11 protein-coding genes and 1 pseudogene are annotated in these 17,583 nt (G+C 55.0%); 10 read left to right on the forward strand and 2 right to left on the reverse strand.

Annotated elements, in window-relative coordinates:
• Nucleotides 1-104 precede the first annotated feature (104 nt).
• Nucleotides 105-332, reverse strand: coding sequence for a hypothetical protein (locus IE099_RS15960; RefSeq protein ID WP_189572017.1), 228 nt, complete (start codon nucleotides 330-332; stop codon nucleotides 105-107).
• A 307-nt stretch (nucleotides 333-639) separates the two neighbouring features.
• Here IE099_RS15960 and IE099_RS15965 point away from each other — a divergent pair, with 307 nt between their 5' ends.
• The 5 genes from IE099_RS15965 to IE099_RS15985 all read left to right on the forward strand — a co-directional run bounded on the left by IE099_RS15965 (nucleotide 640) and on the right by IE099_RS15985 (nucleotide 8,956).
• Nucleotides 640-2,142: a sulfatase family protein gene (locus IE099_RS15965; protein WP_189572020.1), complete on the forward strand. Its 1,503-nt coding sequence runs from the start codon at nucleotides 640-642 to the stop codon at nucleotides 2,140-2,142.
• A gap of 456 nt (nucleotides 2,143-2,598) precedes the next feature.
• Nucleotides 2,599-4,575 carry a glycoside hydrolase family 97 protein gene (locus tag IE099_RS15970; RefSeq protein WP_189572022.1) on the forward strand — a complete coding sequence of 659 codons (1,977 nt, stop codon included), beginning with the start codon at nucleotides 2,599-2,601 and terminating at the stop codon, nucleotides 4,573-4,575.
• A gap of 11 nt (nucleotides 4,576-4,586) precedes the next feature.
• Entirely contained in the window at nucleotides 4,587-5,945 is a 1,359-nt protein-coding gene (locus IE099_RS15975; RefSeq protein ID WP_229809546.1) for a sulfatase-like hydrolase/transferase, read from the forward strand.
• A 76-nt stretch (nucleotides 5,946-6,021) separates the two neighbouring features.
• Nucleotides 6,022-7,446, forward strand: coding sequence for a sulfatase family protein (locus IE099_RS15980; RefSeq protein ID WP_189572024.1), 1,425 nt, complete (start codon nucleotides 6,022-6,024; stop codon nucleotides 7,444-7,446).
• A gap of 79 nt (nucleotides 7,447-7,525) precedes the next feature.
• Nucleotides 7,526-8,956: a sulfatase family protein gene (locus tag IE099_RS15985; protein WP_189572026.1), complete on the forward strand. Its 1,431-nt coding sequence runs from the start codon at nucleotides 7,526-7,528 to the stop codon at nucleotides 8,954-8,956.
• A gap of 138 nt (nucleotides 8,957-9,094) precedes the next feature.
• Here the strand turns inward: IE099_RS15985 and IE099_RS15990 are convergent, their stop codons facing one another.
• On the reverse strand, nucleotides 9,095-10,087 hold the full coding sequence (locus IE099_RS15990; RefSeq protein ID WP_189572028.1) for an AraC family transcriptional regulator: 993 nt from the start codon (nucleotides 10,085-10,087) through the stop codon (nucleotides 9,095-9,097).
• 71 nt (nucleotides 10,088-10,158) lie between these two features.
• Here IE099_RS15990 and IE099_RS15995 point away from each other — a divergent pair, with 71 nt between their 5' ends.
• The 5 genes and pseudogenes from IE099_RS15995 to IE099_RS16015 all read left to right on the forward strand — a co-directional run bounded on the left by IE099_RS15995 (nucleotide 10,159) and on the right by IE099_RS16015 (nucleotide 17,576).
• Nucleotides 10,159-11,004, forward strand: a complete 846-nt coding sequence (locus IE099_RS15995; protein ID WP_189572030.1) for a sugar phosphate isomerase/epimerase family protein — start codon at nucleotides 10,159-10,161, stop codon at nucleotides 11,002-11,004.
• Nucleotides 11,005-11,091: 87 nt separating this feature from the next.
• Nucleotides 11,092-13,116 carry a DUF6807 family protein gene (locus IE099_RS16000; RefSeq protein ID WP_189572033.1) on the forward strand — a complete coding sequence of 675 codons (2,025 nt, stop codon included), beginning with the start codon at nucleotides 11,092-11,094 and terminating at the stop codon, nucleotides 13,114-13,116.
• Nucleotides 13,113-14,573: a DUF7133 domain-containing protein gene (locus IE099_RS16005; RefSeq protein WP_189572036.1), complete on the forward strand. Its 1,461-nt coding sequence runs from the start codon at nucleotides 13,113-13,115 to the stop codon at nucleotides 14,571-14,573. Before IE099_RS16000 ends, IE099_RS16005 begins: the two co-directional genes overlap by 4 nt.
• A 183-nt stretch (nucleotides 14,574-14,756) precedes the next feature.
• Nucleotides 14,757-14,930 (forward strand): annotated as a pseudogene (locus IE099_RS16010) (alkyl sulfatase dimerization domain-containing protein); the annotation flags it as partial.
• Between the two features lie 234 nt (nucleotides 14,931-15,164).
• The gene (locus IE099_RS16015) at nucleotides 15,165-17,576 is read left to right on the forward strand and encodes a DUF7133 domain-containing protein (RefSeq protein WP_229809548.1); all 2,412 of its coding nucleotides are present in this window, start codon (nucleotides 15,165-15,167) and stop codon (nucleotides 17,574-17,576) included.
• The last annotated feature ends 7 nt before the right edge of the window (nucleotides 17,577-17,583 follow it).

The following is a 17,583-nucleotide window of genomic DNA, read 5'->3' on the forward strand; positions in this document are numbered from 1 at the left end:
AGATGTCTTCTTTTTCGTTTCATTGGTCTGATTTCGGGGTCATTTGCCCCTTCAGACCAGCTCAACTTTTCAACAAGCTCCTGGCTCCGTTTCCCGGGACCACTTCAGTTGGCGTCGTGGGTGTTGCCGTTGAGCTGGTCGTTGGCGTTTAAGCTCTGGGACTGGTTGAGGAGGAGGGTTCGTAGGAGAATGTTGGAGCTCGTTCGGCTAAGGCGATTTCCGTCTTTGTCGGAGGCATAGCCCGGGCAGGAGGAGAAAGCGGGGAGGAAGGTTTGCAGGGCAAAGAGCAGGAGGGGGAAAAGAGCCAGTGCTCGGGAGGTCCTTCGGTTCACGGGCAGATTTTGACGAAACGGACTGGCTTGGGCAAGTGACCAGCGGGTCTGTATCAAGGCACTCTATCGGAAGATGTTCAGGCGCTGAAAGTTGCTTTTTGAGGCAGGCGCGGTGTTGGGAGCGGGTAACGTGAATTTTCAGATTCTCGCGGTTCGTTGGGGGGGAATGTGGAGGAGAGTAGAGGTGTTCGTTGAAAGAACGGTGTGGCGAGGGCCTTAGGATAGAAGCAAGAATCGAAAGGGGGAGACCGGCATTTGAAATGCTGGCTGATTTCGTTCGACTCCATCGCGCCATTCTGAAATTCAAATGAATCCAAAATTTTATCTCCTCGCTCTACTTTGTTTAACTCCGCTGGTGGGATTGTCTGGGGCGGAAAAGCCGAACCTCATTTTCCTTTTTGCCGATGATCAGAGCACGGACTCGATGGGGTGTTACGGGAATCCCGATGTCCAGACGCCTCATTTGGATCAGCTTTCTGCGGATGGGGTTACCTTTGATCGTCACTACAATACCACGTCCATTTGCATGGCATCGCGGGCTTCGGTGATGACGGGGATGTATGAGTATAAGACCGGTTGCAACTTTAGTCATGGTGACCTGGTGGCGAGCATCTGGAGAAAGTCATATCCCGTGCTGTTGCTGGAGGCTGGTTATACTACCGCCTTCGCGGGCAAGTTCGGCTTCGAATTGATGGAGGGACCCAAAGGGAAAAAGCTTCCTCTCCCCGAAAAGGACTTTGACCGTTGGGGGGGGAGTCCGGGTCAGTCGTCCTACGCGACAAAGGAGAACAAGTCGATGGTAGGCTATGCCGCCGAGTATCCTCACTCGACTCTTTCCTATGGAGCATTTGGCCGGGATTTTGTGAAGGGCTCTGCAAAGTCGGAGAAGCCTTTTTGTCTGTCGATCAGCTTCAAGGCTCCCCACAAGCCAGCAACTCCGGATCCGAAATTCGATGAGGTTTACAAGGGAAAGGCTTTTCGAAAGCCGGAAAACTATGGTCGCGAACACGGCGAGCATTTTTCCAAGCAGAGCAAGCAGGGTCGGCAGTATTCGCGCTTTCACGAGTGGAATTACTCGGACAAGTTCGATGAGGTGATGGCGACTTATCACCAACAGATCTACGCCATTGACGTGGCGGTGGGGATGATTCGGGAGGCTTTGGTTGAAAGTGGCGAGGCGGACAATACGGTGATCATCTACTCGTCTGACAACGGCTTTTTCTGTGGGGCCCATGGCTACGGTTCGAAGGTGCTTCCTTATGAGGAGTCCGCTCGGGTTCCGCTGATCATCTTCGATCCTCGTCACCCCAATTCAGGGAAAAAGTTGCGCTCAGGAGCTGTGACCGGAGGAATTGATTTCGCCCCCACGATGCTGAAGCTCGCCGGAGTGACGGTTCCCGAAAATATGGATGGAGTGGATTTGATGAAACTCTATCAGGAGCCCGAAGCTGCGGTGCGGGACTCGCTGTTGCTGATTAACGTGTGGGGCAATCTGCCGACGCAATCACTGGCGGTGGTGACGGATGAGTTGAAGTATATTTACTGGGGATACGCTGCCGGTGACTTCGAAGTGACTGAAGAGCTCTTCGACTTGAATAAGGATCCTTTGGAGCTGAAGAACGAAGCCGAGAACCCCGAATACCGGGAAGCCCTGGAGGCAATGAGAACTGCCTACGACCAGCATCTGCAGGATTGGAAAATGGAAGCGGTGGCTTACAACAATTATCAGATCTATGGCACTCTCTTTGACCGGAAAGTGAGCTGGCCGGAGAAAGCGGCTCTTTTGGGGCAACCGAGAAGGAAGAAATAGAGCGTTTCTTTATTTTTCAATATTTGCCAAGCCATCTCCTTCTAGGTGATGGCGAAGTTGGCAGGCGCGGGGTTGCTGAGGTTCGTTTCGACAACTGGGAAGGTGGTTGGGTCCTTTCTTTTCTGACAACCGGTGAGGGCTCGATTTTTGGGCTCCGGTGAAGAGTGCTGTCGTAGGAGGGCGTGGGGGTGGATGTTCAGACATAGGCTCGGAAATGAGCTTGTGCCGGCTTTTCAAAATCCACCACTTCATGCTCCAGATGCACTTCGAAGTAGCGAATCCCTTGCAGATTCAATCCTTGGCCAAGATAGGCGGAGGGGGGCTGACGCTTTTAGAATGCAATCTGAGTTGGACTTGTTAGGAAGCTTTGTTGTCCAAGCTGAAAGAACATTGGACGAACCTTCGAATATCGAATCGGCAACAGTTCTTCTCCGGTTGTCGACCGGCCGAAATTCTATGAAAATTCCTAGCGCATTCTATCTGCCCCTCATCCTTCTTCCTTCTCTGGAGGCCAAGCCCAAGGTAGTCAATTCTCCTGATGAGCGGATTCAACTTCAGGCTCACGCCGAGAACAATGGGCTGTTCTATTCGGTCACTTTCAATGGCCAGCCCATCATCGGAAAGTCCCGCTTGGGTGTGGAGTTGAATCAGGATGTATTCGCCGGTGGTGTCACCGTGACCCAGAGCGCGACCCGTTCTTTCGATGAAACTTGGAAGCCGGTTTGGGGGCAGGCGAGCGAGTATCGGAATCACTTCAATGAGCTTACTTTGGATTTGCAGGAGGTGGCTGAGAGCAAGAGGACGATGCAAGTGGTATTGAGGGCTTTTGATGATGGGGTGGCTCTGCGATACGTCTATCCCGAGCAAGAGGGGCTGCCGCATGCGAACCTTAAGAAGGAGCTAACAGAGGTTTCGGTGATTTCGCAGAATCCCGTCGCGTGGTATGCCAAATCGTCCACGGGATTGTTTAGTAATGTTCCCTTTGCGAAATTAGGTAAAAGCTGCCGCACCCCGTTCACCGCCCAATTGGCTGAAGATTGTTTCATCTCCTTGCATGAAGCCGGGGTGGTCAATTCTTCGGATGCGAATTTGATTCCGGAGAAAGATAGACGGACATTGCGTTATTCTTCGGTTTGCAATCAGGGTGCGGGGAGCGTCAGTCCCTGGAGGACGATCCAGATTGCTTCTACTCCGGGGAAGCTGATTGAGTCTTCGCTGATTCTCAATCTAAACGAGCCCAACAGGGTTGCAAAGAGTGATTGGGTCAAACCGGGCGTCAGTCTCTGGGATTGGCGGAATCATGGAGGAAAGGCGGATGACGGGTTCGAATACGGGATTAATACCGAAAGTTATCTTCGCTACATCGACTTTGCTCACGAGCAGGGCCTGGCGTATGTCTTGATCGACGCCGATTGGTATGGGCCGGAGAGGGACGACAAATCGGACCCCACGACTTATGAGCATGAAGTCGCTATCCCCAGAATTACCAGCTACGCGAAGGAGAAAGGGGTGGGGATTTGGGTCTATGTGAACGACAAGGGTCTGAAGCTCTACGACATCGACCGAACCTTCGCCCAATTTCAGAAATGGGGAATCGTGGGAATCAAACACGGCTTCCTGGGGGCAGGAAATCAGACCAAGAATGCCTTCAGCGTCGAGGTCCTCAAAAAGTGCGCGGAATACGAGATTATGTATAACCTGCATGAGCCAAACAAGCCCACAGGTCTCAATCGAACCTATCCCCACTACATGTCACGGGAGTATGTGAATAGCATGCTGGACGCTGCCAACCGCCCTCCGGCGACTCCCAGTGAACTTTGCGTCTTTCCGGTTGTTCATAATTTGGCTGGTCCCGTTGACCGCAGCTGTGGCCTCTTCGATATGGACCAGTCGATAGGTCGGGCCAAGGTACACAAGCAGATCCCGAGCACCGTGGTTTCGCAGGTTGCGCAATGTCTGGTCTTTCCCAGTGGGATCCTGACTTTGCCAGATATGCCGGACGCCTATCGTCGTAAGCTGGACCTCTTCGGGTTCATCAAGAGCTTACCCATGACCTACGATGAGACTCGGGTCTTGGAGATGGAGATAGGAAAGAAGATCACGATGGCCCGGCGATCTGGTGACACTTGGTTCGTGGCGGCTCTCGTAGATGAGAAGGGAAGACAACTGGAACTTGATTTCGATTTCCTAGAAGCGGGGGTGAAGTATGAGGTGCAGATTTTCGAGGACACTGCGGAGAGTCATTACCAGTTCCCGGGAGGGTGGAATCAAAAGGATGCCGCCAAGAAGAAGATTCCTTTCAAGCCGGTGGAGACCAAACGGGAGCTCTATCAGGTGCGTAGTAAGGCAGCAAGAAAGGGCGACAAATATACGGCCCGATTGGCTCCGGGAGGAGGGCACTGCCTGATTCTAAAGCCAGTCGCCTCAGACTAATTCCAAATTCAATGATGAACATGAAGAAGCTCTTCACCTTTGGCCTTTTGGCCGCATTCAGTTTTGCTCAAGCCGAAGAAAGGCCGAACATTGTGGTCTTTCTAGGGGATGATATGGGCTGGGGTGACTCCGGGACCTATGGGAACGATCTGATTCAAACCCCCAATATGGATAAGCTGGCTTCGCAGGGGGTGAAGCTGATGCAGTGCTACTCGGCATGCGGAGTGTGCTCTCCCTCGCGCTCGGCGATTCTAACCGGTCGAACTCCTTATCGGAATGGAGTGTGGCGACACCTTTCAGGGAATGGGCCAGCACACCTGCGGGAAGAGGAGATCACCTATCCTGAACTTTTAAAGGAAGCCGGTTACGCGACCTGCCACGTGGGGAAGTGGCATTTGCTTTCGAAGCAGCAGTTTGGCTCAGAGGATTTTCCTCATCCCGATGCGCATGGATTCGAACACTGGATGGCGACTCACAACAATGCCGCTCCCAGCCACAAGAATCCGAACAACTTCGTTCTGAACGGGGAGCCTCTCGGCGAGACTGAGGGATACTCCGCGCAGTTGGTGGCCGCGGAAGCCGGACGCTGGCTGAAGGAGATTCGCGACAAGGACAAGCCATTCGTAATGTCGGTCTGGCTTCACGAGCCCCACTCGCCGATCGCAACCGATACCCGCTTTCAAAAGCTCTACGAAGGGCATGAGAATGCCAAATACATGGGGAACATCACGCAATTGGACCATGCTCTCGGGATGGTTATGGATGCCTTGGATGAGGAAGGGGTGGCTGATGAGACCTTCTTTTACTTTTCTTCCGACAACGGGCCGGTGCCGAGTTATGGGGGGAGTTCGGGTGGTCTCCGCGGCAACAAGCGGAGCGACTATGAGGGGGGAGTTCGGGTGCCGGGAATCGTGCGTTGGCCGGGTAGAGTCAAGGCCGGCACAACCAGCGAGGTGCCTGTGATTGGGACGGATGTTTTCACCACCGTTCTCGAACTAGCCGGGGTGCCATTGCCTTCGGATCGGACTATTGATGGTGCCAACATGATGCCCGCTTTGGTAGGGAAGCCGGTCGAGCGGAAGGTCCCGCTTTTTTGGCGGACTCACGTCTCGGGACCCAAGGAGCGGGTGGCTATGCGGATTGGGGATTGGAAGATTGTGGGGGATGAGACTCTCACTCACTTTCAGCTCTACAATATTCCGGGCGATGGGCGGGAGAAGAATGATTTGGCTGAAGAGATGCCGGAGAAAACAGCGGAGATGAAGAAGGAACTCATCGCCCTCTGGAATCAAATCAAGGCTGATGGCCCCAACGAATGGTGGGAAAGCGAGCGCCAGAAGCCAAAGGGCAATGGTCAGTTGAGCTATTGAGAAAAAGCCAGTTGCCGGCGCTAACCTTTTAAAATACCGAGCTCTATAAAGCGTTCCGCTTTGGCTCGAAGACTGAATGATGATGAAATTCTGGAGAAAAATGATTCCTTCGTTGGCCTTTGCCGCCGGAGCCTTTGCCGCTGACCCACAGCCCAATTTTGTGGTCATTTATACGGATGACCAAGGTTATGCAGACCTAAGCTGCTTTGGTGGGAAGCATGTCGAAACGCCTCGAATCGATGAGATGGCCCGCGAGGGAGCCCGGTTGACGAGCTTTTACATGGGGGCACCGCTCTGCACACCTTCTCGGGCAGCGCTCATGACCGGCTGTTATCCGAAACGTATTGATATGGCCTATGGCGATGACTTCTCGGTGTTATTGGCTGCTGATCGAAAGGGGCTTCATCCCGATGAGATCACTATGGCTGAGATGTTGAAAGAGGCCGGATATACCACGGGAATGTTTGGGAAGTGGCACCTGGGAGATCAGCCGGACTTTTTGCCGACCCGACAAGGGTTTGATGAGTTTTTCGGGTTGCCGTATAGCCACGACATTCATCCTTCCCATCCCAGGCAGAATCATTTCCAGTTCCCGCCGCTTCCGCTTCTGGAGGGCGAACAGGTTGTTGAAGTGGGGCCTGATCCCGACACTCTGACGAAGCGGTTAACCGAGCGGGCCGTGGATTTTATTGGCAAGCACAAGGACGAGCCTTTCTTTCTGTATATTCCGCATCCTATTCCCCATGCGCCGCTGGCAGTCTCGGAAGAGTTTTTGAAAATGGCGCCGGAGGCCGTGCGGGAGCAGATGGCGCAAGAAGGGCCGGACATCGACTATGGGTTGAGGCGCAAGCTATTCTCCCTAGCTATCAGTGAGATTGATTGGTCGGTGGGGCAAGTTCTCGACGCGCTCAAAGAGAATGGCCTGGATGAAAAGACCGTCGTGATTTTTTCTTCCGACAATGGACCTGCAGCGGGCAAGGCGCATCCCCTCAGTGGAAGAAAAGGGAGCACCTTGGAGGGGGGAAGTCGCGTGCCGACGGTCATCCGGTGGCCGGGGAAGATCCCAAGTGGGCAATCCATAGATGAGATTTTGACTGCTATGGATTTGTTCCCAACGTTTGCCGGACTTGCGGGAGCGAAGATTCCCACGGACCGCGTGATCGACGGAAAGGATGTTTGGCCCGTTCTCATTGGACAGGCGGAAAGCCCTCATGAGGCATTCTTCTATTATCGGGACAACGATTTGAAGGCTGTTCGGGTCGGGGAATGGAAATATCACTTGGGCTTGCCCCAGAAGCAGGGTTCGAAAGCAACGCCTGTATCCGCGCTCTACAATCTGGCGCAGGATGTCGGGGAGAAAGAGAATGTCATTGCCGACCATCCGGAATTAGTCGCCGGGATGAAGGCGAGGGCCGAGAAGTTCGAACGAGAGTTGATTGAGAATAGCCGCCCTGCCGCCTTTGTGGAAGCACCCCGCGCCCTGGAGCTCAAATCCGAATGAAAACAGGGAGGAGAGCGCGGCCTTGACCTGGATTGTATTCAGAGGCTGAGGTTTCTGCGCCTGCTTTGTGCAAATCTTCATGAATCAGTTTATCCGAATCTCAGTCATCGCCTGCCTCCTCTTTTCTCAGGTCAGCGCGAAGTTGCCCAACGTCATCTTCATCTTGATGGACGACATGGGATACCGTGACGTCAGTTGTTATGAGGCCACGGCTGTGGACACTCCGCATATCGATCGGATGGCTGACGAAGGGTTGAGGTTCACTGATTTTCATACCGCTGCTTCAATTTGCTCACCATCGCGGGCGGCTTTTCTCACCGGCGCCTACCCGCAACGTTGTGGTCTCTATATGGGGATCAGTCCGAGACGCGAAGCTCATTGGTTTCTCGGCCTCGATCCGGGGGAGATCACTCTAGCCGAGCAATTCAAGAAAAGAGGCTACACTACCGCGATGGTGGGAAAGTGGCACCTTGGAATGCAGGAGCCCTTTCTCTATCACCACCAAGGCTTCGACCACTACTATGGAGCACCCGAGAATATGGGTCACAGCGCATTGTTTCGCGATGGGCGGGAGGTTGTCTACGAGAAGGCTCCGCTGGGGAAGCTAACGAGCCTTTATACTCAAAGATTGGTAAAGTATATTGAGGACTTCAAAGACGAGCCATTCTTTATCTACTATGCGCACAATTATCCCCATACTCCTTACCAGGCGGGAGAGGCGTTTCGCGGAACTTCCCGAGGTGGAGTGCGTGGCGATGTGATTCAGGAGTTGGACTGGAGCATTGGAGAGGTGTTGAAGGCATTGGAAGAGCAAAAGATCTTGGAAAATACGATGGTCATTTTCACTTCCGACAATGGACCGATTTCCAACCAATTCGCCCTCCCGTATAGCGGAACCAAATATGTTTCCCTGGAAGGCGGACATCGGGTGCCATTCATCATCTACTGGAAGGGGAATATTCAACGGCCTGCTGTTCTGGATGTCCCGGCCAACGCGATGGATCTCTTTCCGACTCTGAGTGAAATTATCGGTGTCCCTCTTCCGGAAGACCGCACCTATGATGGAGTGAGCTTGACCCCTTTGTTTCGAGGAGAGAACCTTGTCAGAAACCGGACAGATCCGTTTTACTACTACAATTGCGAAAATCTACAGGCGGTCCGGGTTGGGAATTGGAAACTTCATTTGCCACGCACCGAGAGGCAGATTCCCTTTTGGGCCGCTCGAAGACAGAAGCCGTTGGCTGCTCCGAGACTTTTCAACCTGGCTGATGATTGGGCGGAAAGGATCGATGTGGCCGCCGAGCATCCAGAGCGAGTGGCCGAGATTATGCAGCTGGCGGAAGCAACGAGGCTTGAGCTTGGGGAGTTCGGTCAACGAGGGCGCGAACAGCGTCCCACAGGAACACTTTTCCCTGAGGTTCCAATCCTTTCGAATCAACCCCAGGATTGGGACCCACTCTCCGATGAAGAAAAGGGAAGAGGGAAGACCCTTTTTCAGCCGCCACAATAGACGACGGCCCAAAGGTTTCGCCTCCGTCGAGTTTGGATTCTGCGGTAAAAATTGGCTCTAGAATTGCAGTTCTCCTGTCGGCATGAAGTATCGAACACGAAGACCTGCAGCTTGGATGCAACCATTCAGGCGCTCCGATTAGTCACGACTGCTTTTACTCCGATATTGCTGTGGGGTGGAGCCGAATTGTTTGCGAAAGCAGCTGGCAAAGTATTGGCTGGAGTTGAAGCCGCAGGTGAAGGCGATGTCGGTGATGCTGAGCTCCAGGTGGGCGAGAAGGAGGTCGCGCGCATGGTTCAGGCGAATGCGACCCAACTGTTCGGCGGGGGTGGCGTTGAAGATGCGGCGGCAGGCGGAGGTGAGGTAGCTTTTCCCAACCCGACAGGCGTGGGCCATTTTTTCGACGTTCCAAGGTTCCGCGGACTTGTCGATGCTCATCTCCAGGCCATGGAAGAACTGGCGGATGGTTTGGTCGAATCCCTGGGGGTCTTGTTGCCCGTCCTCCACTCCTTCCGCTAGTCTCGCGGCGACTGTTAGAAGGGTGGTGTTGACGATGTTGGCGAGGACGGCGTGCACGAGGGGGTCGTCGGCGCTCAGCTTTTCGCAACTCTGCTGCAGGGCCTTCTTGAGTTCATTGTCTTTGTCCGCCAGATAGCAGCACTGGTTCTTGCGGAAGATGCGCAGGAGTTCCCGACGCGAGCGTTGGTCGGGGCAGATCCAGTCGGGGAATTGCCAACCCGCCCGTTCGTGGGAGTCTTCCACATCGAGGATCATCCAGAAGAGCTTGCAGGGGCGGATGCAGGGGTCCCCGAGTTGGTGTCTCTGCCAAGGGCGGGTGATGGTGATGTCTCCGGCTTGCAGCGTCCATTTGTTGTTGTCGGTGGCAAAGCTTGTCTCGCCGCTGAGCACGCAACAGATCTCGATGCCCTCGTTGCGATGCATGGGGAGCCCCCAGGTCTGGGGACCGACGGCATCCCAGTAGCCGATGGTGCGGAGACCCGGGAGGATGCCCGGAAGAAACTTGGTCCCGGGATACTGTCCCCGGCTGTGGGCGACCAAGGTGACCTCGCCGAGTTCAACCGCGCTGGATAGTGGGGCACAGTTGTCTGGTTGCTTGCTGGGGGAGTCCATGGGTGATGTATAAAATACTGCACGGAGGAATTCGAACGTCAAGCGGGCGGGAATCTGATGTCATCGCTGCCATGATTCAGATTGGATGTTTCGCCCTCGTAAACCCGTTTTGCACGCTCGAGTCCCAGTTCCAAGCCATTCGTGAGATGGGGTTTGATTTTGCGGACCTGACCGACAGCCACGACGGCGCTCTCCTCGGCAATGAATTCGGGTTCACTGCTGCGGCGAGCTTGGATGGTCATCCCTCGCGAGTGAGAGAGATGGCAGTAAAGCATGAGCTGTCCCTCACTGCGGTGTGTGCGCATGCCAACTTGTTAGATCCAACCGCTCCGGATGTCTTTGGCACTGCCCAGATCATCAAGGCCATCCGTTTGGCGCGAGACCTGGGCGTCAAACAAGTGATCACCACCGAGGGGGATCCGAAGACCGCGTTTGGGGAAAAGCTCACCTATGAAGAGCGCATCTTTTCTATTGTGGAAAAGCTCTATTGGCCAGTCCAATGGGCGGAGGAACTCGGTATTCAGCTTCTCATCGAGCCCCATGGCATCGTGACCGATAGCGTTGCGGCGACCGCTGAACTGCTCGAGCGGCTGGGGCATCCTGAGACTGTTGGGCTGAATCTGGATACCGGCAACCTTTGGCTGGGTGGCGGAGATAACTTTGAGTACATCGAGAAGTTCGGCCCGCGCATCAAGCATGTGCATTGGAAGGACCTCGGCGCGGCTTGGGAGGAAAAGCGGGGCAAGCAATTTGGCTGCGGGATGGGTGATATCGCTCTCGGTGATGGCGTCATTGGGCTGCCTGAGATTGCAGCCGAGCTGAAAAGGATTGGCTTCGATGGCCCGACTACCTTGGAGGTCTTTGGCGAAGCGAACTTGCTTCCATCCGCAGAGCGCTTGCGCGAATGGTTTGCGTAGAGATATGGTGGCTTCTTTCCAACCGTTCTCGCAGTTGACTTTCTCCAACATTCACTGGTTCGGGACACTGGGATGAGCGGACCTTGCATGATGAAATTTTTAAGTTCAAAGCTCTTCGGCGCGACCTGCACTCTTCTCTTTCTAACAGAGGGGAGTCAATCCGTTGAATTGTCGTGGGAGCGAGAGTCCGATTTCGTCGCCTTGCGGGCTGATGGCGAGACCGTGTGGAAGCACGTTCACCGGTCATCGGAGGGGAAACCCTATTTCCACCCGCTAGCCACGATTCAGGGAAGTGTGCTGACCGACCTCCGGCCCGAGGATCATCCTTGGCACCGTGCCTTGTGGTTTTCGTGGAAGTTCATCAATGGGGTGAACTATTGGGAGGAAGATCGGAAGACGGGGGAGTCGGCGGGAAAAACGGAGATTCGTTCGGTCGAGGTGCGGACGGGTGCGGACTTTTCGGCGGATATCTCGATGACGATTGGCTATCATGAAGATGGCCAACCGGATGTCCTGACGGAAACCCGTGTGCTGACGATTTCGCCTCCCGACAAGGCTGGGAGCTACACCATCGATTGGCATTCCCAGTTCACCGCCCAGCGCGATCTTGTGCTGGATCGAACTCCGATTCCCAGCGAGCCCGAAGGCAAGAGTTTCGGCGGATATGCCGGGCTTTCGTTTCGTTCTTCGAGCGCGCGGAGCGAGACTTGGTCCTTCTTGAACAATGAGGGAAGGCAGGATGGCCTTCATGGCCGGGAATCCAGTTGGGTAGCTTTCTCCGGTCCAACCGAAAAGGGAGAGGAGGCTGTCGTCAGTATTCTGAATTCGCCCCTCAATGACAATCAGTCTATGGTCAAATACTACGTGGCCACCCGGATGAGCTATTTGAGTCCTGCCGTGTTGTTCGATGGACCTCGAAGTATTCAGAGCGGGGAGACATTTGCGCTGAGATATCGGATTCGGGTCGATTCGCAGTCTCCTGGCACGGAGAGGTTGAAGGCCCGCAATGACTCTTACCGAGATACTATTGAACTCGTTGCGCAAGGGGAGGCCCTTAGTCACCGTTTCGGGTGCTTGGAATGCCACTCGGTGGACAAGGCGGGGGAAGCCGGAAAGATTGGCCCCGGCTGGTATGGTTTGATTGGGCAGAAGGGGAAAGAAAGAGAAGTTCAGGCCAATACCGGAGACGGAGGGCCTGCCACTCGCCGGCGGGTCGCGATTGACGAGCAATACATCAAGGCCGCGATTCTGGATCCGCTCCAGCACCTCGTTTTGCAAGAGTCGGGCGAAATGAAGGGGCAACCCTTTCCTGCCATTATGCCGCCCTATCCTCACCTGGAGGGGCAGTCCATCGATGCCATTATTGCCTATTTGAAAACCCTGAACGACCTTCCAGAGCGAGGACCTACTCAAATCTACGCACCTAAAGAGAAATCGAAAGAGGGTGGGGAGCCTTCACACGTTGTCGAGGTGTTCGATAGCCCGAGGATTCAGCGGGTTGCGCTCGAGGGGCTCTCCACCCGTTCCATTTCGGTGGGTTTGCCTGGTGGGAAAAATTATGTTTTCGACCCCGCTACTTTTTCGGTTTCCCGAGTGTGGTTTGGTGGGTTCATTGACAACGGCTACGAGAGGCATGCTCGCGGGAATGGGTTCAACAAGATCTTGGGGGAGGCCATCAATACTGAAGGAGGGCTCCTTCCGCTCAGCTCGTTGGGGCCGGTCGATTTGCACTACAAGGACTACCCGAATTCCAACGAGTTTCGGAAAGAGGCTTTCAAAAAGGAAATGGCGGAAGAGAAGCCATATCCCAAGAGAGGCCTGGAGGGCGCGCCGCGCTTTGGTGGTTACCAAGTTTTGCCAAAGAAAGAGCCGACGTTCTTTTTCGAGATCGATGGGGTTCGCTATCGGCAATCGCTCGCTTTCCCGAGTGCCAACATCATTCGCTATCACTTCGAGACCGAGGGCGCGACGGGGCCGGTTCGTTTTCAAGTGGATGAAACCGCCTTGCGGGCGGTCGAGTTCAGCGCTGGCGAGCTGGCAGAGGGAGTGTTGTCCATTCCCGCAAGCGAAGCCCAATCATTCACTCTTACCTTCGAGCTCCAAACCTCATGAAGCCTCTCATTTTTCTCCTATTCGCTAATTCACTCGTGGCTGAAACCCAGCCGTATCGCGCCAAGCTGATTCCGGCGGGATACTCCGTGGAGACCATCGTCACTCCAGTTGATGCCACGGGGACTCCTCTGCAATTCGGCGTGGGTGGCCTCGGCTTTACTGAGGCAGGGGACGCCTTTGTCGCTTCGCGCACGGAAGGGGTTTGGAAGTATAGCAAAGGGAGTTGGAGCCGCTTTTCCGACCATCTCCATGACCCCCAAGGGCTGCATGTCGTGGATGAAAATACCGTCATCATCGCCCAGAAGCCGGAGCTGACGCGTGTTCAGGACACCGATGGCGATGGCTTGGCTGACCTCTATCAAACCATCTGCGACGACTGGCGCTACGGCGGGAATTACTGCGAGTATGTTCATGGCCCGGTTGTGGATTCGCGGGGAAACTTCTACCTCAATCTCAACCTAAGCGCGGGGTCCGCGGACATGATGTTTTTGGGAAAGGGGAAGTATATGGGGAGCTCGGGTGGTTACGATGGCTGGCACTGCAAGGTCACGCCGGAGGGCGACTTGATTCCCGTGGCTTCGGGACTTCGCTCACCAGCCGGGCTCGGAATCAACTCCGAGACAGATGAGGTCTTCTATACCGAGAATCAGGGCAGCTGGGTCCCGACTTCCTTTCTCGCTCAGGTGAAGGAAGGCGCATTCTATGGGTATCCTTCTTCGCTGATTGATGACCCGAAGTTCAGGGGGAAGCCTGAGAAGATCGTCTTTGAAGAATTCTCAAAGCTGCGGGAAATGCCTGCCGTGTACTTTCCTCATGGTGAGCTAGCCAACTCGCCGGGAGACCCGGTCTTTGACCTCACCGAGGGTCACTTTGGTCCCTTTGCTGGGCAACTTTTTGTGGGCTGCCAAACGCGGTCTAACATCATGCGGGTCAGTCTGGAAAAGGTGAAGGGCGAGTATCAAGGTTCGGTCTTCAACTTCATCGACCACCTTCAGTCTGGCTGTCTTCGCTTGAACTTCGATCCGCAGGGGAGGCTCTGGGTCGGGCAGACTGGGCGCGGGTGGGGTTCTGTTGGTGGAAAGACCTTTGGCTTGCAGCGAATTTCTTGGGATGGCAAGACGACCCCGTTCGAGATGAAGGCTATCACGCTCAATCCCGACGGCTTCAGGGTCAGCTTCACGAAGCCTTGTTCGCGCGACGGGGTGTCGGTCAAGAGTTTCGCGGTGAGCTCTTGGCGCTATCACTATCATTCCGAATATGGTTCGCCCAAAGTGGATACCCAAAGCCACGAGGTCGAGAGCGTGACGCTTGCTGAGGATGGCCTCTCGCTCGACTTCAAAACCAAGCTGATTCCCGGAAGAGTCTACAAGGTCACTCTAACAGGGGTTGCGGCTCAAAGCGGAGAATCCATGTCGACAGACACGGGTTACTACACTTTGAACAACTTGGTGGACTGAGGCGGGGAATTCTACTTCTTCATATGCGGCCATCGACTTGGGTGCGGGTCGACCGAACGCTTTCATTTTTCGCCAAAAACGGACTCTAGAATTGCCGGGTTCCTGCTAAGGTCAGGCATCGAACACGAAATCCAGAACCTCGGATTTGCTCATTCGAAAGGACGGGGCACTCCTATTGATGTGGTCTCCGACCATTTGAAATGGCTGAAGGAGGGCGACTGCGAACGGGCCCGGCAGGTGAAAATCGAAGCGCTGCGAGGCTTGGCGGTACGGGAATACAATGCCCCCAATCGCAACTACTACCTCAGCTACGCCAACGAACTGGAGTCCGGCAAGCTGAGCGAGGTCTGGTTCTAGACCCCAAGTTGTTCAATCTTGATCAAGGCGAAAACAGGTGGAGGCTTTCGCTGGAGAAGGATAGATTTTGCGATGTGCGTTGAAGCTGTTAGGGCTGAGACGCACCCATATGTGATGACTATCAATGGGATTGGACAAGGGGGGAAGGCTTCGGGCGCTTTGTTGAAATCGGGTTTGAACTTGAAGCCTGGGGGCAGCCAGCTTCGGTTGAGGCGGCACCTGTTGGGAGGGTTCTTGCGTAGCCTGTTGGTCGGAGCAGTGATTTCCTCAAGCTTGAGCGGCGCGGAAGTGGAGCTGATTCGCCGCGATGAACCCTCGACCCGCATGCCGAGGGTCTTTCGGGAGGTCTTGCCTGGATTCCCACGCTCGATTGTTGGGAAGTTGGATGAGAAATTGTGGGTCGCCTATGATTTGAGCAGCGGTCGACTGAGCCACATCTGGACCCCGCGGGGCGATGGCGCTGCGATTTTGATTCAAGGGATCTCATCTGATGGCACGCACGGACTAAAGGGGCAATTGAATGGTATCTATCCGACTCCGCTCGGTCGCCCCTTGTTCGAACTGGATCCCGAGAGCGATCCGGTTTGGCTGCAGGTCAACGGAGAATTGGCGGAGGTGGAGCTCCATGAGTCGCGATGGGATGATCAATCCTGGGTCTTGACCTGGCGCTATCGAAGGAAAGATGGAAGCTTCGGTTACTATAATGAAGCGGTCGGCTATGATGTGAAGGGCGACGCACTGGTGAGGACCTTTTCTTTGCCGGTGGATAATCAGGATGAATTGTCGCCCTTCGAAAAAGAGGTGCGGGAAGAAGGACTGGAACTAACCGAGGTCGAGGAGTCGTATCCCATCTTTCGCTCCACAGGGTGGAACTTTGACCGGGGTCAGCCAGCGCCTGTGCGCGAGAAGGAGAGGGGGGGCTTCAATGAGCCTCTGCGCAGCCTCCATCCCGGATTCGAAAGTTTGGACCTCACCGAGTTGTTTGGTGAGCATGTCGTGCGGGTCGGCGGGATGGACTTTCTTCCCAACGGGGACCTGCTGGTCGCCGCTTGGGAGCCACGTGGCGGAGTCTACCGAGTGCGAAACCCTGATGCGGATGACCTTTCGAAGATGGAGGTCTCGGTCTTTGCCGAGGGGCTTCATGGTCCTTTGGGTCTGCTGGTTCATGACGGAAGGGTGCTGGTTGCTGAGAAACATCAACTTACCGAGCTCATTGATGAAGATGGCGACGGACGTGCCGAAACTCATCGCAATCTCTGTAGCAACTGGGGAGTGGGAATGAACTTTCACCAGTTTACCTTTGGCCCGCTTTATGATGACGGAAAGTTTCTTGTTGCTCTGTCGGTGAACGTCCTGGCGGGAGGGGCCACGGGGTCGGATATCGAGAAGGATCGTGGATGCCTGATTGCGATTGATGAAGAGAGTCACGACTATGAAGTGATTGCGGCCGGATTGCGGACTCCGAACGGAATCGGCCACGGGCCCGGCGGCAGCCTCCTCGTGATGGATAATCAAGGGGATTACAAGCCGGCGAACCCAATCCTTTGGATCAAGAAAGGAGGATTTTACCATCACCTCTATGAACCGCGGCACCCCTTCTCCGAGAGAGAGCCGACTTGGCCTGCGGTGTGGCTTCCGCAGGGTGTCTTTGGCAACTCGATTAGTGAGCCTCTGTTGGTGAAGGGCGGGCCCTTCAAGGATCAGATCATCTTTGGCGATGTCTACTATGGTGGCCTGAAGCGTGCCTTCTTCGAGGAGATTGGCGGACGACTGCAAGGAGGAGCAGTGCGATACACCGGAGGCATCCGGGGGGGGAGCAATCGGATTCGGCGTGCACCCAACGGTGACCTGTTCATCGGCGTGGTGGGATCGGGTGGTAACTGGGGGCGCTACGCGAAGGACGGGCTCCAACGCTTGCGTCCGGTGGAGAACGAGACTTTTGAAATTCTGAAAGCTGAGCTGAAGTCCAACGGCATTGTGATTCATTTCACGGAGCCGTTGAGAGAAGGTTTGGGCTGGAGTCCGGGGGACTATCTGGGGCAGTCCTATTGGTTCAAGCCGACCAGTCAATATGGAGGCAGCCCACAGGATGCGAAGCCCCTCGTGCCTCTCTCCGCCTCAGTCTCCAGTGACCGACGGAGCGTCTTTCTCGAATTAAACGACATCGCGCCCCTGAGACATTATGAGATTAGTTTGCCACAGGGCTTCATCTCCGAACTCGGGCATGAGTTGTGGGCGGGGGACCTCCACTACACGGTGGTCAATCCAGCCTCGGAAAAGGGTGAGGTGTTGCCTGCCCCCGATGAGGTCGAATCCATGCGGACTCCGGGTCTACAGGCTAGCCATCCCATGCATACGGTGTATCAGTCGCTTTGCATGGGGTGCCACAGTTTGGATGGAACTTCGGTTGCGGGGCCTTCCTTCAAGGGGCTAGCCAGTCGCAAGCGGGTGGTGATGCGGGATGGCAAGGAGGTCGAGGTGGAGACTGATCTCGACTACGTGCTGCGTTCCATCCGTGAGCCGCAGGCAGATATCGTGAAGGGCTTCATGCCCACCATGCCTGAACTAGCGCCGGTGATCGGGGAGGAGAAGGTGGAGGAACTGGCACGCTATATTCTGGGGCTCGACACTCAAACCGCACACTAAAAAGGAT

This window comes from Roseibacillus persicicus (assembly GCF_014651675.1).
In the GTDB taxonomy this organism is placed as follows: domain Bacteria; phylum Verrucomicrobiota; class Verrucomicrobiia; order Verrucomicrobiales; family Akkermansiaceae; genus Roseibacillus; species Roseibacillus persicicus.

Bases quoted from the DNA above. Each gene is read 5' to 3' on its own strand.
- IE099_RS15980 (WP_189572024.1), top strand. From the start codon at position 6,022: ATGATGATGAAATTCTGGAGAAAAATGATTCCTTCGTTGGCCTTTGCC.
- IE099_RS15965 (WP_189572020.1), top strand. From the start codon at position 640: ATGAATCCAAAATTTTATCTCCTCGCTCTACTTTGTTTAACTCCGCTG.
- IE099_RS16000 (WP_189572033.1), top strand. From the start codon at position 11,092: ATGATGAAATTTTTAAGTTCAAAGCTCTTCGGCGCGACCTGCACTCTT.
- IE099_RS16005 (WP_189572036.1), top strand. From the start codon at position 13,113: ATGAAGCCTCTCATTTTTCTCCTATTCGCTAATTCACTCGTGGCTGAA.
- IE099_RS15975 (WP_229809546.1), top strand. From the start codon at position 4,587: ATGATGAACATGAAGAAGCTCTTCACCTTTGGCCTTTTGGCCGCATTC.
- IE099_RS15990 (WP_189572028.1), bottom strand. From the start codon at position 10,087: ATGGACTCCCCCAGCAAGCAACCAGACAACTGTGCCCCACTATCCAGC.
- IE099_RS15995 (WP_189572030.1), top strand. From the start codon at position 10,159: ATGATTCAGATTGGATGTTTCGCCCTCGTAAACCCGTTTTGCACGCTC.
- IE099_RS15985 (WP_189572026.1), top strand. From the start codon at position 7,526: ATGAATCAGTTTATCCGAATCTCAGTCATCGCCTGCCTCCTCTTTTCT.
- IE099_RS15970 (WP_189572022.1), top strand. From the start codon at position 2,599: ATGAAAATTCCTAGCGCATTCTATCTGCCCCTCATCCTTCTTCCTTCT.